The 22,259-nt window shown below is 63.0% G+C and carries 21 protein-coding genes and 1 pseudogene; 3 read left to right on the top strand and 19 right to left on the bottom strand.

The genetic code is table 11. The annotated features are described in order from the left end of the window. Window positions 1–33: 33 nt before the first annotated feature. From AC5ZFO_RS22240 to AC5ZFO_RS22225, 4 genes are all read right to left on the bottom strand, one after another. On the bottom strand, window positions 34–606 hold the full coding sequence (locus tag AC5ZFO_RS22240) for a hypothetical protein (RefSeq protein WP_496122535.1): 573 nt from the start codon (window positions 604–606) through the stop codon (window positions 34–36). Between the two features lie 156 nt (window positions 607–762). Further along, the gene (locus AC5ZFO_RS22235) at window positions 763–1,140 is read right to left on the bottom strand and encodes a hypothetical protein (RefSeq protein WP_496122534.1); all 378 of its coding nucleotides are present in this window, start codon (window positions 1,138–1,140) and stop codon (window positions 763–765) included. A 417-nt stretch (window positions 1,141–1,557) separates the two neighbouring features. Next, a complete protein-coding gene (locus AC5ZFO_RS22230) occupies window positions 1,558–2,814 on the bottom strand; it encodes a site-specific integrase (protein ID WP_496122533.1) in 1,257 nt (418 codons plus the stop codon). A 688-nt stretch (window positions 2,815–3,502) separates the two neighbouring features. Further along, window positions 3,503–3,985 carry an anthrone oxygenase family protein gene (locus tag AC5ZFO_RS22225; RefSeq protein WP_282521075.1) on the bottom strand — a complete coding sequence of 161 codons (483 nt, stop codon included), beginning with the start codon at window positions 3,983–3,985 and terminating at the stop codon, window positions 3,503–3,505. 94 nt (window positions 3,986–4,079) lie between these two features. Here AC5ZFO_RS22225 and AC5ZFO_RS22220 point away from each other — a divergent pair, with 94 nt between their 5' ends. Further along, a complete protein-coding gene (locus tag AC5ZFO_RS22220; protein ID WP_282521076.1) occupies window positions 4,080–4,730 on the top strand; it encodes a TetR/AcrR family transcriptional regulator in 651 nt (216 codons plus the stop codon). Between the two features lie 105 nt (window positions 4,731–4,835). Then, the gene (argE, locus tag AC5ZFO_RS22215) at window positions 4,836–6,023 is read left to right on the top strand and encodes an acetylornithine deacetylase (protein WP_282521077.1); all 1,188 of its coding nucleotides are present in this window, start codon (window positions 4,836–4,838) and stop codon (window positions 6,021–6,023) included. A 202-nt stretch (window positions 6,024–6,225) separates the two neighbouring features. Here argE and AC5ZFO_RS22210 read toward each other — a convergent pair whose 3' ends face one another. The 3 genes from AC5ZFO_RS22210 to AC5ZFO_RS22200 all read right to left on the bottom strand — a co-directional run bounded on the left by AC5ZFO_RS22210 (window position 6,226) and on the right by AC5ZFO_RS22200 (window position 9,489). Continuing rightward, window positions 6,226–6,852, bottom strand: coding sequence for a LysE family translocator (locus AC5ZFO_RS22210; RefSeq protein ID WP_282521078.1), 627 nt, complete (start codon window positions 6,850–6,852; stop codon window positions 6,226–6,228). A 211-nt stretch (window positions 6,853–7,063) separates the two neighbouring features. After that, on the bottom strand, window positions 7,064–8,122 hold the full coding sequence (locus AC5ZFO_RS22205; protein WP_282521079.1) for a phosphotransferase family protein: 1,059 nt from the start codon (window positions 8,120–8,122) through the stop codon (window positions 7,064–7,066). Between the two features lie 131 nt (window positions 8,123–8,253). Beyond that, window positions 8,254–9,489 carry an acyl-CoA dehydrogenase family protein gene (locus AC5ZFO_RS22200; RefSeq protein WP_282521080.1) on the bottom strand — a complete coding sequence of 412 codons (1,236 nt, stop codon included), beginning with the start codon at window positions 9,487–9,489 and terminating at the stop codon, window positions 8,254–8,256. A 210-nt stretch (window positions 9,490–9,699) separates the two neighbouring features. Here AC5ZFO_RS22200 and AC5ZFO_RS22195 point away from each other — a divergent pair, with 210 nt between their 5' ends. Next, window positions 9,700–10,362 carry a TetR/AcrR family transcriptional regulator gene (locus AC5ZFO_RS22195; protein ID WP_282521081.1) on the top strand — a complete coding sequence of 221 codons (663 nt, stop codon included), beginning with the start codon at window positions 9,700–9,702 and terminating at the stop codon, window positions 10,360–10,362. A gap of 3 nt (window positions 10,363–10,365) precedes the next feature. Here AC5ZFO_RS22195 and AC5ZFO_RS22190 read toward each other — a convergent pair whose 3' ends face one another. The 12 genes and pseudogenes from AC5ZFO_RS22190 to AC5ZFO_RS22135 all read right to left on the bottom strand — a co-directional run bounded on the left by AC5ZFO_RS22190 (window position 10,366) and on the right by AC5ZFO_RS22135 (window position 21,995). Further along, window positions 10,366–10,758: a RidA family protein gene (locus tag AC5ZFO_RS22190; protein WP_496122532.1), complete on the bottom strand. Its 393-nt coding sequence runs from the start codon at window positions 10,756–10,758 to the stop codon at window positions 10,366–10,368. 206 nt (window positions 10,759–10,964) lie between these two features. After that, window positions 10,965–11,180, bottom strand: coding sequence for a hypothetical protein (locus AC5ZFO_RS22185; RefSeq protein ID WP_282521082.1), 216 nt, complete (start codon window positions 11,178–11,180; stop codon window positions 10,965–10,967). Between the two features lie 243 nt (window positions 11,181–11,423). Continuing rightward, window positions 11,424–12,653: a CaiB/BaiF CoA transferase family protein gene (locus tag AC5ZFO_RS22180; protein WP_282521083.1), complete on the bottom strand. Its 1,230-nt coding sequence runs from the start codon at window positions 12,651–12,653 to the stop codon at window positions 11,424–11,426. 169 nt (window positions 12,654–12,822) lie between these two features. Then, window positions 12,823–14,028 carry an MFS transporter gene (locus AC5ZFO_RS22175; RefSeq protein WP_282521084.1) on the bottom strand — a complete coding sequence of 402 codons (1,206 nt, stop codon included), beginning with the start codon at window positions 14,026–14,028 and terminating at the stop codon, window positions 12,823–12,825. Between the two features lie 134 nt (window positions 14,029–14,162). After that, window positions 14,163–14,990 carry a 3-oxoadipate:acetyl-CoA acetyltransferase gene (locus AC5ZFO_RS22170; RefSeq protein WP_282521085.1) on the bottom strand — a complete coding sequence of 276 codons (828 nt, stop codon included), beginning with the start codon at window positions 14,988–14,990 and terminating at the stop codon, window positions 14,163–14,165. A 120-nt stretch (window positions 14,991–15,110) separates the two neighbouring features. Then, a complete protein-coding gene (locus tag AC5ZFO_RS22165) occupies window positions 15,111–16,499 on the bottom strand; it encodes an MFS transporter (protein ID WP_282521086.1) in 1,389 nt (462 codons plus the stop codon). A gap of 356 nt (window positions 16,500–16,855) precedes the next feature. Continuing rightward, entirely contained in the window at window positions 16,856–17,059 is a 204-nt protein-coding gene (locus AC5ZFO_RS22160) for a hypothetical protein (protein WP_282521087.1), read from the bottom strand. Between the two features lie 18 nt (window positions 17,060–17,077). Beyond that, window positions 17,078–18,412, bottom strand: coding sequence for a PQQ-dependent sugar dehydrogenase (locus tag AC5ZFO_RS22155; RefSeq protein ID WP_496122531.1), 1,335 nt, complete (start codon window positions 18,410–18,412; stop codon window positions 17,078–17,080). Further along, window positions 18,409–18,873: a DUF2231 domain-containing protein gene (locus tag AC5ZFO_RS22150; RefSeq protein ID WP_282521089.1), complete on the bottom strand. Its 465-nt coding sequence runs from the start codon at window positions 18,871–18,873 to the stop codon at window positions 18,409–18,411. Before AC5ZFO_RS22150 ends, AC5ZFO_RS22155 begins: the two co-directional genes overlap by 4 nt. Window positions 18,874–18,924: 51 nt before the next feature. Continuing rightward, window positions 18,925–19,137, bottom strand: a pseudogene (locus tag AC5ZFO_RS22145) (GDP-L-fucose synthase); the annotation flags it as partial. 121 nt (window positions 19,138–19,258) lie between these two features. Beyond that, window positions 19,259–21,415 (bottom strand): vWA domain-containing protein, encoded by a 2,157-nt coding sequence (locus AC5ZFO_RS22140; RefSeq protein ID WP_282521090.1) that lies wholly within the window; start codon window positions 21,413–21,415, stop codon window positions 19,259–19,261. Continuing rightward, entirely contained in the window at window positions 21,405–21,995 is a 591-nt protein-coding gene (locus AC5ZFO_RS22135) for an RNA polymerase sigma factor (protein WP_282521091.1), read from the bottom strand. Before AC5ZFO_RS22135 ends, AC5ZFO_RS22140 begins: the two co-directional genes overlap by 11 nt. Window positions 21,996–22,259 lie beyond the last annotated feature (264 nt).

Below are 22,259 nucleotides of genomic sequence, written 5' to 3'. Positions count from 1 at the left end.
GGGTTGTGGGCCCAGGGCCGAGACGTCGTCGCGCTAAAACGGAAGATCGTCGTCGCAGGAGATCGAGCCGCCGGATTCCCAATCCAAAACAACAAACTGTGGTTCTCGACTTAGAACGCCGGATGGAACAGTGTATTTTTTGGCCGTAAGCCGGACGAGAGGGGATCCGTTGCGCGCACGTCGTGCACACAAGTTGCATAGGGCTCCGAGAGCGGCTTTTCCTTCCGCCGTATCGGCCACGTAGTTAGCCTTAGCTCCAGAGTCATAGTGTTCGAGGCCGACAATGACTACCGACTCGGTGTCGGCACTCAATATTGCCTGTGCCTCAGTAACAACCTGCAAGAATGAGGTCAGGGTTTCAGCAGGCGGCATAGGCTTGTAAGAAAAACAACTCCGCAACGGCCGCCCCTCTCGCACGGCAACGATTCTGTTTCCAGCGCGGGCGATTTGGCCGAACTTGAGATGTTGGAGATCAACAATGAATTTTTCGCCCGTTACCTCGTGATCGCCCAAATAGAAGTCGCCGTCTCGAAAGTGAATCCAGCGCGTTGCGCATTCCATTTCCAGATATTGCGCGATGATCGAGAGTTCTGCGGAGCTATACATCTTGGACCTCGTGCTTTTCAGAGCGGTCGAGGAAAAGAATGCAAAGGTGAACGGGAGGACAACCCCGCTTCTTCTGGCGGCGATCTAGCAATGAGGGCGGGCAATTTCGTTTCCTCGCTGCATGAGCGGGGCGCTCAAAATCGTTCCTGGTCCGCGTTAGGCGATAATTTCCTCGCGCTGACCGCGGGCGGATTTCGCAGGCTTCGCTTTGCCTTCGGGGTGAGCGAGGTTCTCGGCCTTCACCCGGTCGGCCTTGTTGGCGGCTTCGCACTCGGCGGCGGCCTTCGCGGCCTCGGCTGCGCTGGCGAGTTCGCGCTCGCGACGCCACTCAGCGGCGCTTTCAAACGTGACCAGAGTCCGCTTGCCCAGCCGCATCTCGCGCGGACCTTTGCGTTGCTTCTTCAACTTATAATAGAATCCCGCGGAGATCCCGTGTGCATCGCAGAACTCCAAAATGGAGAGCGCCAGGCGCGGCGGCGGGATCGGTTCGTCGACTACCGGCTGGCTTTTTCCAGTTATTTTTTTGCGGCGCATCGATATCACCTCCACTTCGGAGACTCACGTTCAACATGATGGGCCATAATTCGTCAACGCGAATCCTATGTAGGAGATTGGATAAACCATTGATATTACTATCTAATTGTCGTAGTAATTGCGAAGCCCTCCAGCTAACCGCGTGATTTGTCGGAAGGATTTTCGGGCTTATTTGTGTTCAACCGAAAACAAGGTTAGCCGAATTTCCGCCGGCGGGCTCTTGCCATTGGGCCGATTTCGTCCCACGACCGGCAACACCAACGAGCATCACGCGGATCGCGTTGATCTATCGCGAGAATTTCTGCGCGATTTGTCTCCCGTCCGATCGATCAACCCTAGATTGTCGATGCGGGAGCGCATCGGCATCGAGCGCCGCCAATCGCCGGAATTCAATTTGAGAGCCGGAATTCTGGCAGCTCATCGCCCCGCGATCGACACGACGTTGTCAACGGCAGCCGCGGGCTCGGGCAGCAGCCCGGCACGTGCGATGTCGTCGACCGAGTACTCGGTGATGTACCTCGAATAATGCTTTTCGATCATCGCTACGCCGGTGTTGTGCAGCGACGCCACCAGCCTGATCGGTACATTTCGCAGCAGCATGCGGACGATGCTGGAGTGGCGCAGGCAGTACATCGTCACCTCGGCAGGATCGAGCCCGATGGCGGTAACGACCTTATCGACCTGGCGATGATAGTTCTCCCGCGGATTGCTATTCCAGGGACTGCCATTGCTTTGCAACAGCAGCGGAGCATCGACGGCACGCCCCTTAGCCGCCAGCTTCAGCCGTACAGCCAATTGCACCGTAATCGGCACGCTGTAGCGCTCGGCCTTTTTCGCACTGCGATTTCTGCCGCCGCCCTTGGCAGACTTCGGCATCATCAATTTCGGCCGCACCGGACGATCCTGCAGATCCTCGACGCGAAGCCGGACCGCCTGACTGGGGCGCGCGCCAGTGTTCGCCAGCGTGTCGGTCAGCAGTCCGAATTGATGATCGACTCCGTAAGCCGCGGCGACGAATTCGTGCACCTTGTCGTCCGGCAGGATCACGTTTCTCGCCTCCTGCGCGTCAGGCAGATTAGCGAGACCAACTTCCCATGCCTCCCGGTTCTTGACTCGCTGATCATGCTGCGCCGCCAGCCCCAGCGCAGCGCAAACGCAGCGGCACAGCCGATTGATCGTGGCTGGCGCCATCGTGCCTAGCAGGCCGTCGCGCCACTTCTTCAGTTCGGTCGCTGCGAGCAGCGCCACCGGCCTTGACAGCAGCGCAGGCGTGAGATGCAGGCGCGGATGCTGTGCGTTGTAAGGATTGGCTCCGCGGGCCTCCAGATCGCGCCCGTAGTCCTTCAGCGCACCATCAACAGTGATCGGCGCATTGTTCGCGCTGCCGTCATCGCTGCGCGCAAGCTTCTTCGCCGCATCCTGCGCCTCGTGGAACGTCAACACGTTCTTAGCGTCGGCATCCTCGAAGTCGTCGGCCAGCGCGAAGCCCTTGGTCCAGTAAGCGCCATGGCCGTCGCTGACCTTAAGCACCCATGTGCCGTTGGTCTTGTTTCTCCGGTACATCAGCGCGATCCCGCGCGCGAGCGACGGTCCGCTGTAGGGCCTGCGGCGAATCTTCAATCGTAGCCGCGCGCTGCGGCTTTCAAGCGCACTGAAGCTGACCTTGCGTGCCATGTAATTCGTGTCCCCGTTCTCGCGAAGTGTCGCGATCGTGTCTGTAAAGGCCCATGAAGGCCTATGACACCTTATGGGGATATTGCGCGCGTGATCAATGGGATGCGAACTGCACGCGGCTCTACAGAACTTCATGCGCCTGTTTATTTTCCCTGCGCAGTGGTTGGAACGGCTTATGTCGCGCTCTCCCCGGGGAGCGATGCACTATTGCTCCCGTCGCCTCGCGGATGACTGATGTGCGCGCCCGGTCGGGCAGCCCACATCACCGCAAGACTTGACGCACAGACCCCGGACGTCAGGACGACACGATTTGGCCGTACGCGAGCTACACCGGTCGTGCGTGCGACGTCATCGCTCACGGCTCTCCGCCCTGCAATCACCTTCGCACCGATGTGGCCCACGTCCACCGCCGCCCGGCCCGCGTTCGTGACGATCGCGATACGCCCCTCTTCCTTGGGCCGGGTTGCGCGCAATATCCGCCAACTCCGAATTTCGGTAAAGTAGAATATTTTTGCGGGTGCCGATTGACCGATAGTTTTGGGTGTTTTGCCCGACGGGCAACGCAAGGTGTTGTAGCCCAGAGATCTTGTAGCCCGGATGGAGCGAAGCGTAATCCGGGGTTTGCGCCCCCGGACACAGCGGCCCCGGATTTCGCTTCGCTCCATCCGGGCTACGAAGCCGATTTGGCCTACGAAGCAAGCGCAGCAACAAAGAGCGCACACCCCACCACCGACGCAACCGTCCGCACGTGGTTCCAGAACGTCCAGTCCTTCAGATACGCCGCCCACACCGCGCCTGCCTCCGGCGCAGACGGCTGCAACGCGGCGAGCGCGTTGTTCATCGGGACGTTGAACACCATCGTCACCACGAACATGCCGATGACGTAGAGGCCGCCGCCGGCGATCATGCTCACTGCCCCCGGCTCGCTGACGCGCAACGTCCCCATCACCACCAGCGCCGCACCTGCTACCGTCGTGCCGAGAAACAGCGGCATGAACAGCGAGCGCACGATGTCGACATTGATCGCGTTCATCACGGCGATGCCGGCCGCCTGGTCGAGCCGGCCGAGCGCGGCCATGATGAAGGTCGAGAAGGTGAAATAGATTCCGGCCATGAGGCCGCAGCCGATCGCCGAAAACCAGAGCAGTCCGGTCGTGAAACCCTGCCGCATGCCGCAGCTCCCTCAAATACGATAACCTCTCGCATTTGATAAATGCGATAAACTCTCTTATTTATAACGTCAAGCGCGGATGGCGGGAATCGGGATGCCGGAACGGAAAAACAGGACGGACAAGACGACGCACGCGGCCGCGCGACGCACGCCGCTGGTGCCGACGCAGGAGCGAAGCCGGGAACGCTTCGACCGCATCCTGACGGCCGCGGCCGAGATCCTCACCGAGAAAGGCAGCGACGCGTTCCGGATGAGCGACATCGTCGAGCGCACCGGCATCGCCTTCGGCTCGCTCTATCAATATTTTCCGGACAAGAGCACGGTGATCGGGACGCTCGCCGAGCGCTGCAATGTCATCGGCCGCGAATGCGTCCAGCGCGACCTCGCCGAGATGAAGAAGCTATCCGACCTGCATGCTGCGCTGTGCCGCATCACCGACGGCTATGACCAGATGTTCCGCGAGCATCCCGTGATGCATCACATCTGGCAAGCCACGCAGGCCGACCGAAGCCTGCAGAAGATCGACGAGGAGGATGTGGCCTTTCTCGCCGGCCTCCTGCGCGAGGCACTCAAGCGTGTCGCGCCGAAACAGCCCGCGGCCGCCCTCACCTCCTTTTCGCAACTGGCGATGATCCAGATCGCAGCCGCGGTTCGTCACGTCATCGCCTTGCCGCCGGCGGAGGCGCGGCGTACGCTCGACCTGTTCAAGCGAATGCTGCCGAAAGATCTCTCCGCGCTCGGCTGAGGTTCGGCGAAAGCACCCTTGGCGATCGCGATTTGCCCGAACCGCCACTCCGTTGGTATGTTTCGTGCAAGCGACGAAGCCATCCTCCATCTCATGAACGAGACAATGCCCAACCCGATTTTCCCGAGTTCACGACCCGATCGCATTCGCAACCTCCTCGCCGACCTCGTCGGCTTCGATACCGTCAGCGACCGCACCAATCTGCCCTTGATCGCCCATATCGAGAGCTATCTCGCTTTCCTCGGCGTCAAGGGTGAGCGCATCACCGACGAGACCGGGCAGAAGGCCTCGCTCTGGGTCACGATCGGACCGGAGGACCGGCCAGGCCTCGTGCTATCGGGACACACCGACGTCGTGCCAGTCGTGGGCCAGGACTGGAGCCACGACCCGTTCAAGCTGGTCGAGCGCGACGGCAAGCTCTACGGCCGCGGCACCACCGATATGAAGGGTTTTGTCGCGGTGTGCCTCGCCATGGTGCCGGAGATGCTGGAGGCGAAGCTGACGACGCCGATCCATCTCGCCATCTCCTATGACGAGGAGATCGGCTGCGTCGGCGTGCGGCCGATGTTGCGCGAGGTCGCGAAGAAACGGATAAAACCGCTCGGCGCCTTCATCGGCGAGCCGACCGAGATGAAGGTCATCATCGGCCATAAGGGCAAGCACGGCGTGCGCGCGACGTTCAGGGGGCTCGCCCGCCACTCCTCGATCGCGCCCGACGGCGTCAACGCGATCGAATACGCGGCCGAGCTGATCACCGAAATCCGCCGCCGTGCCGTGAAGCTTGCGGCCGCGCGATCAAGCGACAGCCTCTACGACGTTCCGCATTCGACGCTGCTCACCAGCATCGTGCATGGCGGCGCCGCGCTGAACATCGTGCCTGACACCTGCACGGTGGATTTCGAATGTCGCGGCATCGGCATCACCGAGTCCAGGGAGGTGACCGATGCGATCGTCGCCTGGGCCAAGGCCGAGATCGAGCCCGCGATGAAGGCGAGGCACCCGGAGTGCGGCATCGATTTCGAGGAGATCCTCGATTATCCCGCGCTCGACACCGACGCCGATGCCGCGATCGTCACGCTCGCCAAGAGCCTTGCGGGTCGCAACGACCACGCCAAGGTCGCTTTCGGCACCGAGGCGAGCCTTTTCGCCAGCATGGCCGACATCCCCTCGGTCGTGATCGGGCCCGGCGCGATCGCGCAGGCACACACGCCGGATGAGTTCGTGGAGATGGCGGAGCTGGAGAAGTGCGCGGGGTTTGTCGAAAGGCTGATCGCGCATTGCGCGAAGGGGTAAGGCTTCTCCTCGTCGTTGCGAGCGAAGCGAAGCAATCCAGAATCGTTCCGCCGGGGCGGTCTGGATTGCTTCGTCGCAAGAGCTCCTCGCAATGACGGGAGTGCGTGGGAGCAGTGCGTAACCCGCATGAGCGAAGCGACTGGCGGGACCACCTGCCCCGGATATCGCTTCGCTCATCCGGGCTACGGGAGCTCACCGCGCCTCATCGCTCCTGCAAGGCCAGCCGCACACCAACGGCGCAATAGATGGTCCCGACCACTTTGCCCTGCCACTTCACGACGGCTGGATGGCGGCGCAGCAGGGTGCCGAGGCGACCGGCCCCGACGGCGAATACCACGGTGCTGAGCAGGCCAAGCAGCACGAAGACGATGCCGAGGATCGCAAGCTGAAGTGCGATCGAACCGTGCTCCGGCCTCACGAATTGCGGCAGGAAGGCGAGAAAGAACAGCGCGGTCTTGGGATTGAGCACTTCGGTCAATACGGCCTGCCGGAAAGCGCGACCCGCGCCGATCGCGGGCGCGCCGCCGTTCAGCTCGATCGGCGCCTTGTCGAGCATCGCGCGAATGCCGAGATAGATCAGGAACGCTGCACCCGCATATTTGACGATGCTGAACAGCAGCGCAGAGGTCGCGATGATCGCCGAGAGGCCAACGATCGCCATCGAAGTGTGGATCAAGTCACCGGCCGCAATCCCAGCGCCGGTCGCGATGCCGACCTTCGTTCCCGAGCTGACGGCCCGTGCCATGGTGAGCAGCGTCGCGGGGCCCGGAATGAAGACAAAACCGAGCACGATGAGGATATAGGCGATGAGGGTGGCGTGATCGATCATGTGGCGGGCTCTTTTCGCGCTAGGGTCAGTCCAACATCGCTGTCATGCCCCGCGAAGGCGGGGCATCCAGTACGCCGCGGCTTCTCCGTATCATCGCACTGCCTCTGGAATACTGGATTGCCCGCTTTCGCGGGCAATGACGCGGAGTGTGTGCGAGCAGCGAGGACCACAACGAAAAAGGGCGCGGCCATCGGCCGCGCCTTCGTCGTCCCTAAACCGCGCCCGCCTTCTGCGCGTATTCCCATGACGCCTTCGACAGCGGCACGGTGCGCTTGGCTGACTCCAGCGCCTTGGCATTGGCGGCGGTGCCGTCGCGGACGCGGCCGGCGATGCCTTGGGTGATGCCGGCGAGGCGGAACAGGTTGTAGGCAAAATACCAGTTGAGATCGGGCACCGTCATCTTGGTGACGTTGCAATAGATCTGCGCGGCCTCGTCGACGCTCGGGATGTTGAGCGCCTCGAGGTCGGCGCCCTCCAGGCCCGGCATGATCCACTGCATCAGGAGATAGGTGAAGTCGGCCATGGGATCGCCGAGCGTCGACAGCTCCCAATCGAGCACGGCCTGCACGCGTGGTTCCGTCGCGTGGAAAATCATGTTGTCGAGGCGATAGTCGCCGTGGACGATCGAGACGCGCGCCTGCTCCGGCACGGTTTTGGGCAGCCATTCGGCGACCTTCTCGAACTCCGGAATGTGCTGGGTCTCGGACGCCCGATACTGCTTGGTCCAGCGGTCGATCTGACGCGCGAAATAATTGCCGGGCTTGCCGAACTCGCCGAGGCCGATCGCGACGGGATCGAACATGTGGAGTTTTGCCAGCGTTTCGATTTTGCTGGTGAAGATTTTTCGGCGATCTTCCGGCGTCTGGCTCGGCAGCGTCGGATCCCAGAACACCCGGCCGTCCTCCATCGACATGATGTAGAAGGCGGCGCCGATGATGCTGTCGTCCTGGCACAGCGCATAAGCCCGCGCGACCGGAAAACCCTGCTTTCCGAGGGCTGCGATGACGCGATATTCGCGATCGACCGCGTGCGCCGACGGCAGCAATTTGCCGAACGGCTTGCGACGCATCACGTAAGAGCGGTTCGGCGTGTTGAGCCGGTAGGTCGGATTGGACTGGCCGCCCTTGAACTGGAGGACGACCAGCGGGCCTTCATAGCCTTCGACGTTGTCGCGCATCCAGGCCTCGAGCCGCATCTCGTCGAAGCGATGACGCTCCTCGACCGGCTTGGTGCCCGAGAACTCTTCGTCTTTCCTGACGCCGTCAGCCACGATGACGCTCCCTCTTCAGTCCGAACATGATCCTAATCGGTAACCGCTGACGCACTTGCGTCAAGCGGTCACCGAATGCGGATCAGCCCTGTCGTCTTTTTCAAGTCGGGAGCGCCGCAGGGCTCTCCCTCTTAATGCTTGGGAGAGTTGGCATACTTCCGAACTTCGAGCCTGGCAATGGCGCGATTGTGCACCTCGTCCGGACCGTCGGCGAGCCGCAGCGTGCGGATGCCGGCGTAGTCCTTGGCAAGACCCGCTTCGTCCGAAACGCCTGCGCCACCAAAGGCCTGGATCGCCTCGTCGATGATCTTCAGCGCCATGTTGGGTGCTGCAACCTTGATCATGGCGATCTCGGCCTGCGCGGTCTTGTTGCCGACCTTGTCCATCATGTCGGCGGCCTTGAGGCAGAGCAGACGCGTCATCTCGATGTTGGTGCGGGCTTCGCCAATGCGCTGCTCCCACACGCTGTGCTCGACGATCTTCTTGCCGAAGGCGGTGCGCGACATCAGACGCTTCACCATCTTCTCCAGCGCCTCCTCGGCCTTGCCGATGGTGCGCATGCAGTGGTGGATACGGCCGGGACCGAGGCGGCCCTGCGCGATCTCGAAGCCGCGGCCTTCGCCCAGCAGGATGTTCTCCTTGGGCACGCGCACGTTCTCGAGCAGCACCTGGGCGTGGCCGTGCGGCGCATCGTCGAAGCCGAACACCGGCAGCATCTTCTCGACCTTGATGCCTGATGTGTCGAGCGGAACCAGGATCTGCGACTGCTGCTGGTGCTTGGCCGCCTTGAAATCGGTCTTGCCCATCAGGATCGCGATCTTGCAGCGGGGATCGCCGACGCCGGACGACCACCATTTGCGGCCGTTGATGACGTAGTGATCGCCATCCTTCTCGATGCGGGTCTCGATGTTGGTGGCGTCGGACGAAGCGACCGCCGGTTCCGTCATCAGGAACGCCGAGCGGATCTCGCCGTCCATCAGCGGACGCAGCCATTTACGCTTCTGCTCCTTGGAGCCGTAGCGCATGAACACTTCCATGTTGCCGGTGTCGGGCGCCGAGCAATTGAACACTTCCGAAGCCCAGGAGATGTGGCCCATCTGCTCCGACAGCAGCGCGTATTCGAGATTGGTCAATCCCGCGCCACGGAATTCGTCGTCCTCATGCTCGTTCGGCGGCATGAACATGTTCCAGAGGCCTTCGGCCTTCGCCTTCTTCTTGAGGTCCTCCAGAACCGGGATGACCTTCCAGCGCTCGCCGCTGTGATCCTGCTCGTTATAGATCGGCACCGCCGGACGCACGTGCTTGGTCATGAACGACTGCACGCGGTCGAGCCATTCCTTCTGCTTGGGGGACAGATCGAAATCCATGGGACGCTCCTAGGTCTCTCTTTGCAAAGCTGTTTTGCGCCGGACTGTCCTCCCGCCGCACGCTGCCCGCAAGCACGAATGCCTGCGGACGCCTCGGAACCGGTTCGCGTGCTGCGAACGAGTCTCGATTTGCGGATTGACTTTCTCCGGCCTTCAAACGATAGTTTCATACAAGTGTTTGAATTGCAACTCCCTGCCTGAGGGGCATCCATGGCCAGCGATCATACGAGGTCTGCCATTCTCGCCGCCGCCGAACGGCTCTATGCCGATCGCGGCTTTGGCGACGTGACGCTGCGCGACATCGTCGCGGAGGCCAACGTCAACCTCGCGGCGGTGAATTATCATTTCGGCTCGAAGGACGAATTGATCGCAGAGCTGTTCGTCTCGCGCTCGATCGCCACCAACCGCGAACGCCTGCGCGAATTGAAGGCCGCGGAAGAGCAAGGCGGTGGTCGCGCGCCAATCGAGGTGATCTTGCGCGCCCTCGTCGGCCCGACCTTGCGCGGCTGCCTGGGTCCGGAAAACCAGCGCTCCACCGCCGCGCGCTTCATGATCCGCGCCTCGATCGAATCCGTGCCGCCGATCCGCCGCATCAAGAACCGCGAGATCGACCATTTGCGGAAATTCGCCGGCGCCATGCGACGGTCCCTGCCCGACCGCAGCGACGTCGATATCTATTGGGGCCTGAACTTCGCGCTGGCCATGGCGCACCACACCATCCGCGAGAGCGAGCGGTTGACGAAGCTGTCGGAAGGCAAATGCGATCTCGACGACGTCGAGGACGTCGTCGCGCGCGTCGTCAGCGTCGCGACGACGGCGCTGACGGCGGGGCGGACCGAGACGAAGGCGCCGTCACGGGTTGTAGCGCGTTAGCGCTCACATCATCGCGATGCAGTCGATCTCGACGTCGAAGGGGCCGAACCATTCCGGGGTGCAGACGAAGATGCGCGCCGGCGGATCAATCGGGAAATAGCGCGCATAGACCGCGTTGAAGGCGGCGAAGTGTTTTGTCGAGGTGCAGTAGACGTTGCACTTCATGACGTTGTCGAGGGAGGCGCCGGCCGTCTGAAGGCAGAGCTTCATCTGCTCCATGATGAGTTCGCTCTCGCGCTCGATCGGTACTTCCGCGATCTCGCCCGTCTCGGGGTCGAATGGCGGCAGGCCGGCAACGAAGATCATGTTGCCGGCGCGCGTCACCGGCGAGGTCGGCGCCTTCCAGCGGTCGAGGAATGTCGAAATCGGTTCGACGCGGAGCGCTTCGCGTTTCATCGGCGGCCACCTTCGGTTCGAGCGAGACTGGCGCCTTGCTACATCATTCTGCAGCCGGCATGCTTCGCTAAAGCTCGAAGTGTGGCCGTGGGGCCTAAAGCGCGATGCGATCGCGCTTTAGTTTTTTGTTTGAGCATGATCTCCGCGCAAACGCGTTCCGCGTTTGTCGCGAGGGAAAACCGCTGCGCAGTTTTCCGGATCGTGCTCTACACCCGCTGCGGGATCTCCTCGGCCTCTTCCTTGGCGAGCAGCAGCAGCATCTCGATACCCATCTCGCCTTCCTGGGGCGAGCGGATGAACTTGATCTCGTCGGCGCTTTGCCGCAGCGCGGCAATGATGGCGACGGCCTGATTGGCCGTTGCTGCCTCGGTCGCCAGAATTGCCTTCTGGTCCTTAGCCTGAAACCCGATCGTGTAGGACATTCGTTCCCTCCCGGATTTGCGTCGGGAGCATCGCACCAGAGTCGGGCGCAAAGCGGAAGCCTGTGCGAGTACGGACCGGGTTTATCTGGGGATTGCGCGCAAGCCTCGGGCAAGGCCGAGCATGGCGCGCGCATCGGCGGCGCTCGCAACGGTCGCGCCGAGATCCGTCAGGCTCCCTGCCGCATGCGCGACCAGTGGTGCGCAAGCCTATCTTGCCCACGCCGGGAGGATCAGGAAGCGAAGCTAGATGATCCCCTGCTGCTTCAGCTGTTCGATCTTGCCGGCATCATAGCCGAGCGTGCCGCCGAGCACCTCCTGGGTGTGCTCGCCCAGCAGCGGCGGGGCGCGGTAATTCTCGATCGGCGTCTCCGAGAGGGTCAGCGCGTTGCGGATCAGCGCGAGATCGGGCTGGAAGGGATGATCGACCTTCACCCGCATGCCGCGCGACTGGACGTGCGGATCGGAAAACACCTGCTCGAAATTGTTGATCGGCCCCGACGGCACGCCGGCCTCCTCCAGCTTTTCGAGCCAATAGGCCACCGGCTGCTTCAGGAACAAGCCGGCGAAGATCGCCATGATCTCCTTGCCGTGCACGACGCGGTCGTTGTTCTTGATGAAGCGCTTGTCGTTCGCAAGCTCGGGCTCGCCGAGCACGGCGCAGGTGCGCTGGAACTGGCCGTCATTGCCGACCACCAGCATCAGCTCGCCGTCGGTGCAGCGGAACACGCCGGCCGGCATGCCGCCATTGCCCCAGGTGCCGCGGCGCGGCGGCATCTTGCCGTTGACGAGGTAGATCTGGAGCCAGTGCGACAGCGATGCGATGACGGTGTCGAACAGGCAGACGTCGATATGCTGTCCCTGCCCGTCATTGGCGTCGCGATGGTAGAGCGCCGAGAGAATCCCGATCGAGGTGTTCATGCCGGTCATGTAGTCGACGATCGACGGGCCGACCTTCATCGGACCCTCGCCGGGCTCGCCGTCGATATGGCCGGTCACGCTCATCAGGCCGCCCATCGCCTGCAGGATCGCGTCATAGCCGGCGCGCGGCGCGTACGGGCCGGTCTGGCCGAAGCCGGTCACCGAGCAATAGATGATGCCGGGGTTGATCGCCTTGATCGTCTCGTAGTCGAGGCCGTAGCGCTTGAGATCGCCGACCTTGTAGTTCTCCATGAAGACGTCGACATCCTTGGCGAGCGCGCGGATGATCGCCTGCCCCTCGGGTTTGGCGATGTTGACCGTGACCGACTTCTTGTTGCGGTTGGCGCAGAGGTAGAACGAGTTGTTGTTGTTGGCCTTGCCCTCGGGATCGGTCAGGTAAGGCGGGCCGAAGGCGCGCGCGTCGTCGCCCGTGCCCGGCCGCTCGATCTTGATCACCTCCGCGCCGAGATCGCCCAGCATCTGGGCCGACAGGGGCCCGGCCAGCACGCGGGTGAGGTCAAGGATCTTGATGCCTGAGAGCGGCAGAGCCGACATGTCGATTTCCTCCGGGAACTGGATCTTGGCGGGGCGCTCGAAGCGGGCCTGCGCTTCCTGCGGATACACTATTTTCGGGCGCTGAGCACTGCACGCTGGGCATACGGCCATCCCCTGCCCCGCAGCTGAGGCAGCCCGCGGCGGCGAATTTCCGTTCTGCGAATATTTGTCAGGTCGTGGCAACCGCGGCCGCCTGCGGCCGCCGGCGGCCAAGCAGGACCAGGATCAGCACTGTGGCGCAGGAGAAGACAAAGGTGAGACCGAGCGCACCGCGGCTGCCGAACTGGGTGAGCAGGCCGACAAGGAGCGGCGGCGAGATCGCGGATGCCAGATTGAGCGGCAGCGCGATCATCGACATCGCCTTGGCGAACTCGGCCTGGTCGTAGAACACCAGCGGGATCGTCGCCCGCGCCACCGCCATCGCACCGCTGCCGGCGCCATAGAGCAGGATGAAGACCGCAACCGCCCAGGTCGCGCCCTCGCTCGTCATCAGCAGCAGCATTGCCACCGGCAACGCCGTGCCCGCAACGAGCCCGGTCGTGATCCCGTCCCATCGCCCGCCGCCGAGGAAATCCAGCCCGCGGGCGCTGACCTGGATCACGCCCAGCATCGAACCGAATGCGAGCGCCTGCGCGGGCGCCAGCCCTTCCGCCCGCAGCAATTCGATCATGATGGCGCCGATGCCGAAATTGACGAAGGCGTTCATCGTGATCACGCAGACGACGAGACCGAAGGTGCTTCTCGGAATCGCAGGCGGCGTCGCGGCCTTGATCGGGCCACCGCCGTCGTCAGTCGCAATTTTCCGGCGCGGAGCCAGGAACGCGTAGAGCGGAAGGTTGATGAGGAGCATCATCGCCGCGTAGACGAGACAGGTCCCGCGCCAGCCGAAATGCCCGCTCAGGAACGACGTGGTCGGCCAGAAGATGCTGCTGGAGAGGCCCGTCACCAGCATGAGCCCGCCGATGGCATTCTTGGCGCCCCGCCCGGCCACTTCGTTGAGCATGATATAGGCGCCGGTCGAGAGCGTGGCGCTGCCGCCCATGCCGAGAATGACCCAACCGATAAAATAGAGCATCGGCTCGTGGGCAAAGGACATGACGACGAAGCCCGGCAGGGTCACGACCGTGCCCACCATCATCACCTTGCGCGCACCGTGCCGTGCAAACGCCCTGGCGAGCCAGGGCGCGCACAGCCCCATGGTGACGTAAAGGACCGAGCTGCCCGCGAACACCGCCGACAGGCTCATGCCGAGATCGGCCGCAAGGTCGCGGCCGATGACGGCCGGAAGACCGATCGTGCCCCATCCAACGAGCTGGGTGATTGCAAGCACCAGCAGGACCCCAACGAGCCTGCTGTCAGATTTCAAGAACCGCATTCCACTCGTCGCCTGCCCGGCAGGCGCCGATCACGCCTGTGACACCCGTCTTACCCGGAGACTCAGCGCAGCGGAACGCCGGCCGCCGAATGGCAGAAGGCGGCCGGGAGCATGTCAGCAGGAGGCAGTAGCCCCTACCCCGCGAGCCCGAGCAAGGATCGCGCCTCCGCCGCGGTCGCGACGCGCCGGCCGTGGCGTGCGACGGCCTCGCAGGCGACGGTCACGAGCTCTGCATTGCTGGCGGCGAGGCGCGCCTTGTCGATCCTGATATTGTCCTCGAGCCCGGTACGAACCGCGTCGGCGCCGCGCGCAAGCGCCCAGCCCATGACCTCGGCCTGATGCCGTCCGATCCCGGCCGCCGTCCACGTCGCTGTCGGGATCAGCCGCTTCAGCTCTCCGAGGAGGATGTCGAGGACATGCTCGTCGGCCGGCATCGCATTCTTGACGCCCATGACGAATTGCACGTGCGGGCGCGCGTCGATCAGCCCCGCCTCGATCAGGCGACGGGCGCCATGCAGATGCGACAGATCGAAGATCTCGATTTCCGGCCGGATGCCACCCGCCTTCATGCCGGTGGCGAGGGTGTCGACCAGGGCGGCGCTGTTCTCGTAGACGATGGTCGGAAAGTTCACCGACCCTGTCGACAGCGAGGCCATGTCCGGCTTCAGATAAAGCGATGATCCCCGCGCCGACGGATCGCGGCCCCGCCCGCCGGTCGAGAACTGAACGATCATCCCCGGACAATGCTTTTTGATCCCCTCCTGCACCTGCGCGAAACGCGCGGGGTCGGAAGACGGCGTCTCGTCATCGTTTCGAACATGGATATGGGCAAGCGTGGCGCCGGCCTCGAAGGCCTCCTGCGTCGACTCGATCTGCTCGGACGGCAAGATCGGCACCGCGGGATTGTCCTTCTTGCGCGGAACGGAGCCGGTGATGGCGACAGCAACAACAACGGGGTTCATCCTGCAACCTCATGATGATCGCGCTCGCGCGCACAAAATTCGAATCGGCAATCTCGTAACGCATCAAGCCCTGCCGCTGCAAACATCATCGATCGCAGCGGCAGGCTCCTTGCGTGCCCTTCAGGTCGGAATTGCGGCCGCACCGCTCGCCGCCTCCGCACGCTGCCGCTCATAGTCGGCCCGCGGCATCGGAACGGCCTTGGGATTGCCGAGATCGTCGATACTGACCCGATAGGTCTCCCGGGCCGTGACGGCTGCCAGCGCCGCGATGACAGTGATACCGAAGGCGATCGCCCCCACCGTCAAGGGGATATTGTCCGAGCCGGGAGGCGCCACGGTCGCAAACAGGGCCGGAAGCAACGCGGTGATGGTCGTTCCGATGTTCTGCGAGATCGCCATCGCCGACACCCGGGTGCGGGTCGGAAACAGCTCCGGGTAGAAGCTCGGGAAGATGGCGTTGTAGCCCTGGTAGACCACACCCCACATCAGGAGCGACAGCAGGATCGCGAGCGGCACATTCCTGATGCTGATGGCATAGAGATAGCCGAAGGCGAGCAAGCCGGAGAGAAGCGCGCCCACGATGATCGGAGGCCTGCGGCCGACCTTGTCGGAGAGATTGCCGACGAAGGGAATGACGAACACGGCCAGCATGTTTCCAAGCACCGGGATCCACAGATAGACGTCCTTGGCAAAACCGATGCCATAGGCCGGCTGGACCGCGTAGGCCGCACCGAAGATGGTCGCAACAACCGGAATGACGTTCATCAGGGCCATGCAGATGACCCTGAGCATGTCGCGCCAGCTCAGCTTGATGGCCTGGACGATTGGCGCCCGCGGCGTCTCTCCCCGCTCGCCCTCGCGGGCGAACGCAGGGGTCTCGTCGACTTCGCGACGAATGATGTAGCCTGCTACGATGACGAAGAAGCTGAGCAGGAATGGAATCCGCCATCCCCAGCTGTTGAATGCGTCGGTCGGCATATAGGCCGCCAGCGGCAGGAAGACGGCTGCCGCGAGGATCTGTCCGGCCTGCACGCCCTGAAGGGCGAAGCTCGCATAGAAGCCGCGCCGGCCGAACGGCGCATGCTCCAGGATCATCGAGCTCGCGCCGGAGATTTCACCGGCGACGGCAAATCCCTGCACGAGGCGCAGGATGACGAGCAGGATCGGCGCCAGGATGCCGACCTGCTGATAGGTCGGCAGGATACCCACCGCCATCGTCGAGATGCCCATCAGGAACATGCAGACGATGAGAACGGTCTTGCGGCCATGGGTGTCGCCCCAATGTCCGAGGACGAAGGCACCGATCGGCCGGGCCACATATCCCACGCCATAGGTCGCCAGCGATGCGACGATGGCGACGGTGGGATTTTCCGACGGGAAGAAGATTTGCGGGAAGATCAGCGACGCGGCGGTCGCGTAGATGAAGAAGTCATAATATTCGAGAGCCGAACCGATCCAGCCGCTCGCAGCAGCCTTCCTGGACTGACTCATGTGATGGATCGCGGTCATTTCAAAATTCCTCCACTGGGTTTTTTTGACGTCCCGTTGTCGGGCTTCGCTGGAAATTGGGCAGCATTCTCCGGGCGCTCTGCCGACTTCCGCGAGCGCTTGTCACTGCCGATGGGTATCCGATTGGTCGCGACAATAGGCTTTCGCCGGGCTAACACAATTACCCAGTTATGCGATAAACCTAACATGATGTTATTTTCGCGCCGGGCGCTCGCCTCCGCCCGGCAGTCACGCGCGCGGACCTGGTCGACATGCCGTCACGGGAAATCAACCACGCGGATTGAAGGGTCGCGCAAATAGCGCGTGTCGTCGATCGCCCGCGGGCGCAGGCGGCTGAGTGACGAAGTTGGCCGAAGTTAGCTTCCCAGCGCGGTCTCTCCTGGCTCGCGCCCGGGGACGCTGACGTGAACCTCATGTCCCTGGCGAAGCGCCAGCGAGGCCGCGGCCACCGCAGATTCGAACGCGGCTTCCTTGGTCGCGTATTTGCTTTTGACGTCGCCGTCGTGCAGCACGCCCCATTCGTCCTCGACCGGCACGATCGCGTATTGAGCAAGGCCCATGGTGCAACTCCTCGATATCTAGCGTTGCGTGAGCTGCGGATGGGCTGCCGTCACCCGCCACACGGTGTTGCCGCTGTCGTCGGCGACCAGCAGTGCGCCGGTCTTGTCGATGGCGACACCGACGGGACGGCCGCGTGCCTGATTGTCATTGTTGAGGAAGCCGGTGACGACGTCCTGCGCAGGGCCACTCGGCTTGCCGTCCGCAAACGGCACGAACACGACCTTGTAGCCGTTCAACACCTGCCGGTTCCAGCTGCCGTGCTCGCCGAGGAAGGCGCCGCCGCGGTAAGTGGCCGGCAGATTCGTGCTGGTGTTGAAAGCCATCCCGAGCGGCGCGACATGCGAACTCAGCGCGTAGTCCGGCACGATGGCCTTGGCGACGAGGTCGGGCCGCTGCGGCTTGACGCGGGGATCGAGGTGCTGGCCGTAATAGCTGTAGGGCCAGCCGTAGAAGCCGCCGTCCTTCACCGACGTCATGTAATCGGGGACGAGATCGGGACCGAGTTCGTCACGCTCGTTCACCACCGTCCACAACGCGCCGGTCTGCGGCTCGAAGCTCAGGCCGTTCGGATTGCGCAGGCCGCTCGCAAAGATGCGCCAGCGGCCGCTGGCGCGATCGACTTCGAGAATGTTGGCGCGATTGTGCTCGGCCTCCATGCCGTTCTCGGTGATGTTGCTGTTGGAGCCGACGCCGACAAAGAGTTTCGAGCCATCGGGGCTCGCGACCAGGCTCTTGGTCCAGTGATGGTCGATCGGGCCGCCTGGTAGCGGCGTCAGCACGGTGCCCGGCGCGGTGATTTTCGTATCGCCCTCCGTGTAGGGATATTTGACGATCGCGTCGGTGTTGGCGACATAGAGGTCGTTGCCGACCAGCGCGACGCCGAACGGCGAGTTGAGATGGTCGAGGAAGACGCTTTGCGTGTCCGGCACGCCATCGCCGTTGGTGTCGCCCAGCAACGTGATGCGGTTGCTCGGGCCCGTATCGCCGCCGGAGGTCGCCCAGGACTCGACATAGCCCATCACGATCTCCTTGGGTCGCTTGATCGCGGCGCCCTTCGGCGCCTTGGATTCCACGACCAGCACATCGCCGTTGGGGAGGACGTAGAGGAAGCGCGGATGCTGCAGGCCCGTCGCAAAGGCCTTGGCCTGCAACCCCTGCGCAACCGTCGGCGTCTCGTCCTTCTTCCAGCCGACGATGCGCGCGATGTGCATCGGCGGCAGCAGATATTGCTGAATTTCAGGTAGCTTTGGATTGGCGCCGATCTGCGCTTTGGGATCACCGCTGCCGTCATCGCAACCGGCGAGACACAGAAGCGAGGAGCACAGCAATGTGCGGACAAGCAAGGACGTCATCGTGCAACTCCCACGCCGTGGCGGTACACCATCGCCCAGCCGAGCCAGCCGGTGACCGGCAGGATCAGGACGGTGATCACCGAAAGAATGAGCCCGGTCGGCCACACCGAGGTCCACGCATCGCGCGTGTGGATCAGCACATTGACGGTCGCCAGGATCAGCGCCACGGCGTTGCCGATCAGATGCGGCCAGGCCGGAGCCTGCGCCCGCACCAGGCGATTGCCGAGAAAATCAGTCAGGCCGGCGATCGCCGCCAGCACGCCGAAGATGACGCCGACCACCAGGAGCCAGGCGGAGAAATCCGCCCACATGATCTCTGCGCTGACGACATAGGCAATGTCGGTCAGCAATGCCCCGATGAAGCACGCGATCGGTATCGGCACCAGCATCGGATGAATTGGATGACCCGCGATTTGCGCGGTGGAGCGCACGCGCACGGCTTCTTGCACGGTCGGCCTCATGTGGCTTTTCGCCCTGCCCGACCGGCCAACTCTTGCTTGCAGTGAAGGTTCCTACTCTCGCACCGCCACCGGCGAGGCGTGATACGCCGCATAGGCGCGCCTCAAGCCATCGTGAAGCGACGTCGTGGCACGCCAGCCGAGCTTGTCGAGACGGCTGACGTCGAGCAGCTTGCGCGGTGTTCCATCGGGACGCGAGCTATCGAAATTGATCTCGCCGCAGTCACCGACGATGTCGGCCACGACCCGCGTGAACTCGGCGATGGTGTTTCTCATAGCTGGCTCGTATCGCTTTTGTTGGCACTCCTGTGTTGAGTGCAGCACCGTTGCTGTTCCTCCGCTCCCTGTCGATGCCGGAATGGGCGCGCTGGCCCAAATCGAAAAGTGATCACGGTCGCAGCGGCTGCATTGCGCTCGCAGTTTTGGCCGCGCGCACCAACTGAAGGAATTCGGAGCGATAGCCGTAAGGATCGTCGCCGCGCGCGGCCGAGGCGATACGGAGCACGTCGTCATAGCCGAACCGGCCAGTGTGCTTTCCGCCACGTAGAATCTCGCCGAACGCGGCTACACTGGTTGCAAAGCGGGCATCGAGTGGCGCATCCTCGAAGCGGCCATGTTCCGATGCGCGATCGACGGCAGTGCTCACCAGCACGCTTTGATCGGATCGCGGCAGCTTGTAGCGGATCTTGACGAAGGCATATTCGGCTGGCGACGGTGAGTCGCTCGCCGGGGCTTGCGCACCGTATCGAAGATCGTCGACCACGCGAGGCCCGCCGACAGGCACGATGTCGTAGAGCGCCGTCACGGTTTGCCCCGAGCCGACGTCGCCGGCATCGACTTTGTCATTTGAGAAATCGTCGCGATTGAGAAGTCGCGTCTCGTAGCCGATGAGCCGATATTCGGCGACGGTTGCCGGATTGAACTCGACCTGGATCTTCACATCCTTGCCGATCGGAAACAGCGTCGAACTTGCCTCTTCGACCAGCACCTTGCGTGCCTCGTTGATCGTATCAATGTAGGCGGCGACGCCGTTGCCGTTCTGCGCCAGCGTCTGCGCCAGCGCGTCGTTGTAATTGCCGGCACCAACGCCGAGCACGGACAGGAAAATGCCTTTTTCGCGTTGACGCTCGACGAAACCTTTCAATTCATCCTTGTTCGTAATTCCGACATTGAAGTCGCCGTCGGTGGCGAGGATGACACGATTGACGCCGCTGGCGTCAAAGTTCTGCTCTGCAAGCACATAGGCTTGCCTGATGCCTTCGGCACCCGCCGTACTGCCGCCCGCATCGAGCCGATCGATCGTCGCCAGGATTTTCGCTTTCTCGGACACGGAAGTGGGCTCGAGCGCCGTGCCGGCATTTCCGGCATAGGTCACGATCGCGATGCGGTCCTCGGGTTTCAGCTGGGTAACGAGCATGGCGAGCGACTGCTTCACGAGCGGCAACCGGTTCTGCGGCTCCATCGAGCCCGATGTATCGATCAGGAAAACGAGATTCGCGCGCGGTCGGCTCGTCTGTTGCAGCGCATAACCTTTGACGCCAATGCGAATGAGCTTGCGGCCTTCCGCCCAGGGGTTTGGAAACACGGCAACATTGGCCCGGAACGGTTCGCTCGCCGATGCGGGGGCTTCATAGGCATAGGGAAAGTAATTGATCAGCTCCTCGGTCCGAACGGACGCGGCCGGCGGCAGGACATTGCGGTTGAGCTGTGCGCGGACGAACGCATACGACGCCGTATCGACATCGATGGAGAATGTCGAGACGGGTGCATCGCGCGCAACCTTGAAGGCGTTTTCCGGCGCATTCGCAAACTTGTCACGGCCGACAGGCTCGGACGCAGCAGGAGCGTGTTCGCGCTGGTCCCGAAAGACTTCGGCCTGCGCCAGCAGTTGCACAGACGGCGCGCGCGCGTGCATTTGATCGTTCTGGCCTCTAAGAGCGTACATTTCTGAGGGTGCCCCCGGCATGAGACCCTGCACCCGGCCGGGCGCCGCCGTGGAAGATGCCTGAGGAGCGAACCGGCCGGCGATCTGATCTTCCACGTGCGGCTTGGCGGGAGGCGGCGGCGCGGCAACCGAAGGCGCGGCGGCTTCCTGGCTGGGCTTTCCGGCCTGCGTGGCGGTTTGGATTTGCGGTTGCGGCTGGGCCTGGCTTTCGCTTTCCTTCTTGGCTTGCACTGTCGAAGGAGCTTGAGCGACGTCGTTGCTAGCCACCTTTTGTTCGACGGGCGCAGCGACGTCCTGCGATTGCGGCGACCGCATGAGATGGAGATAGGCGCCCGATCCGGCAACAATGCAGGCCAGGCTGGCGGCCAGGAGATAACGCGTACGCTTCATGACAAACCTCTCGCGCGACGGCCGCAAGGACGCGGCGGTTCGCTCGATGAGACGGATGTCGGTCGGCATTCCTTGGCTGTCGTCGGCGTTTTTTTCCTCGGCGCTTTTTTGATCGAAGCGCAGCAGCGCCTCTTGCACAGCCGAGGCACGCGCGTCCGGCGCAGGCGGCGGAGGGTCGGGCAAACGCATGATGTCGTGATCAGTACTCATCGCCAATGTCCTTCGCGAGACCCGCCTGTCGCCTCACCTCGTGCATGCGGCCGGAGATGGTCGACTCGGAGACGCCCAGGGCTGTGGCCGCCTCCGCGTGCGTCATGCCTTCGCCGACCACAAGCACGACCGTCTCGCGCAGCAACGGCGAAAGCCGCGCCAGCTCGCTCGCGAGCCAGCTGCGACGAAACAGATCCCGGCCATCCGGCGGCGCCGCCATTTCGGCAAGAACGGCGAGATGGCCTTTCAGCCGCGTCAACGTCGAATGGCGCCGATGGTGGTCATGGCAGGCGTTGCGCACGATACCGACCAGCCAGGTTGTGAACTTCGCCTCACCCCTGAAAGAAGCGATCCGTTCCACCAGCGCGCAGCAGACATCCTGGCAGATGTCCTGCGCGTCTGTCCGGGAGCCGGTCATGCGCCACGCGACGCGGTGCATGAGGTCGTAGTGACGCCGCAACAAGGCTTCGAATGCGGCACGGTTGCCCTGCGTGGCCAGACTGACGAGGTCGTCATCCGTGGCGCCGCCATCCGGCGGCTCAGTCGCCTCTGCGGTCATAAGCTGAATGGCGCCCCCCATGCCCTTTCCTCAAGGCCGACAGGATTGAGCAAGATAATTGGGACCGTTACCTGGTCCCTCGGCCAGTCCCGTCCAGGACCGCGATCGGATGCGCTTTACCATAGTAGTTCCACCCATAGGCCGGGGCGCCGGGAGGAGATTTTCCGGGCATTCATGAATTGAGACGAACGAGACGCCGGAATCCTTGGGCCAGGTTTGAAAAAATTCCCGGGCGGCGCAACATCATGGCCTTACAGCGCTCTGTCGCGGTAGCAACGCAAGCAT

It is taken from the genome of Bradyrhizobium sp. Unk1, from assembly GCF_059512345.1.
This window is presented reverse-complemented; position numbering and strand designations above follow the sequence as displayed.

Coding starts and splice junctions, on each gene's coding strand:
- AC5ZFO_RS22240 (WP_496122535.1), bottom strand. CDS start 606: ATGTATAGCTCCGCAGAACTCTCGATCATCGCGCAATATCTGGAAATG.
- AC5ZFO_RS22235 (WP_496122534.1), bottom strand. CDS start 1,140: ATGCGCCGCAAAAAAATAACTGGAAAAAGCCAGCCGGTAGTCGACGAA.
- AC5ZFO_RS22230 (WP_496122533.1), bottom strand. CDS start 2,814: ATGGCACGCAAGGTCAGCTTCAGTGCGCTTGAAAGCCGCAGCGCGCGG.
- AC5ZFO_RS22225 (WP_282521075.1), bottom strand. CDS start 3,985: ATGCGGCAGGGTTTCACGACCGGACTGCTCTGGTTTTCGGCGATCGGC.
- AC5ZFO_RS22220 (WP_282521076.1), top strand. CDS start 4,080: ATGCCGGAACGGAAAAACAGGACGGACAAGACGACGCACGCGGCCGCG.
- argE (WP_282521077.1), top strand. CDS start 4,836: ATGCCCAACCCGATTTTCCCGAGTTCACGACCCGATCGCATTCGCAAC.
- AC5ZFO_RS22210 (WP_282521078.1), bottom strand. CDS start 6,852: ATGATCGATCACGCCACCCTCATCGCCTATATCCTCATCGTGCTCGGT.
- AC5ZFO_RS22200 (WP_282521080.1), bottom strand. CDS start 9,489: ATGGATTTCGATCTGTCCCCCAAGCAGAAGGAATGGCTCGACCGCGTG.
- AC5ZFO_RS22195 (WP_282521081.1), top strand. CDS start 9,700: ATGGCCAGCGATCATACGAGGTCTGCCATTCTCGCCGCCGCCGAACGG.
- AC5ZFO_RS22190 (WP_496122532.1), bottom strand. CDS start 10,758: ATGAAACGCGAAGCGCTCCGCGTCGAACCGATTTCGACATTCCTCGAC.
- AC5ZFO_RS22185 (WP_282521082.1), bottom strand. CDS start 11,180: ATGTCCTACACGATCGGGTTTCAGGCTAAGGACCAGAAGGCAATTCTG.
- AC5ZFO_RS22180 (WP_282521083.1), bottom strand. CDS start 12,653: ATGTCGGCTCTGCCGCTCTCAGGCATCAAGATCCTTGACCTCACCCGC.
- AC5ZFO_RS22175 (WP_282521084.1), bottom strand. CDS start 14,028: ATGCGGTTCTTGAAATCTGACAGCAGGCTCGTTGGGGTCCTGCTGGTG.
- AC5ZFO_RS22170 (WP_282521085.1), bottom strand. CDS start 14,990: ATGAACCCCGTTGTTGTTGCTGTCGCCATCACCGGCTCCGTTCCGCGC.
- AC5ZFO_RS22165 (WP_282521086.1), bottom strand. CDS start 16,499: ATGACCGCGATCCATCACATGAGTCAGTCCAGGAAGGCTGCTGCGAGC.
- AC5ZFO_RS22160 (WP_282521087.1), bottom strand. CDS start 17,059: ATGGGCCTTGCTCAATACGCGATCGTGCCGGTCGAGGACGAATGGGGC.
- AC5ZFO_RS22155 (WP_496122531.1), bottom strand. CDS start 18,412: ATGACGTCCTTGCTTGTCCGCACATTGCTGTGCTCCTCGCTTCTGTGT.
- AC5ZFO_RS22150 (WP_282521089.1), bottom strand. CDS start 18,873: ATGAGGCCGACCGTGCAAGAAGCCGTGCGCGTGCGCTCCACCGCGCAA.
- AC5ZFO_RS22140 (WP_282521090.1), bottom strand. CDS start 21,415: ATGAGTACTGATCACGACATCATGCGTTTGCCCGACCCTCCGCCGCCT.
- AC5ZFO_RS22135 (WP_282521091.1), bottom strand. CDS start 21,995: ATGGGGGGCGCCATTCAGCTTATGACCGCAGAGGCGACTGAGCCGCCG.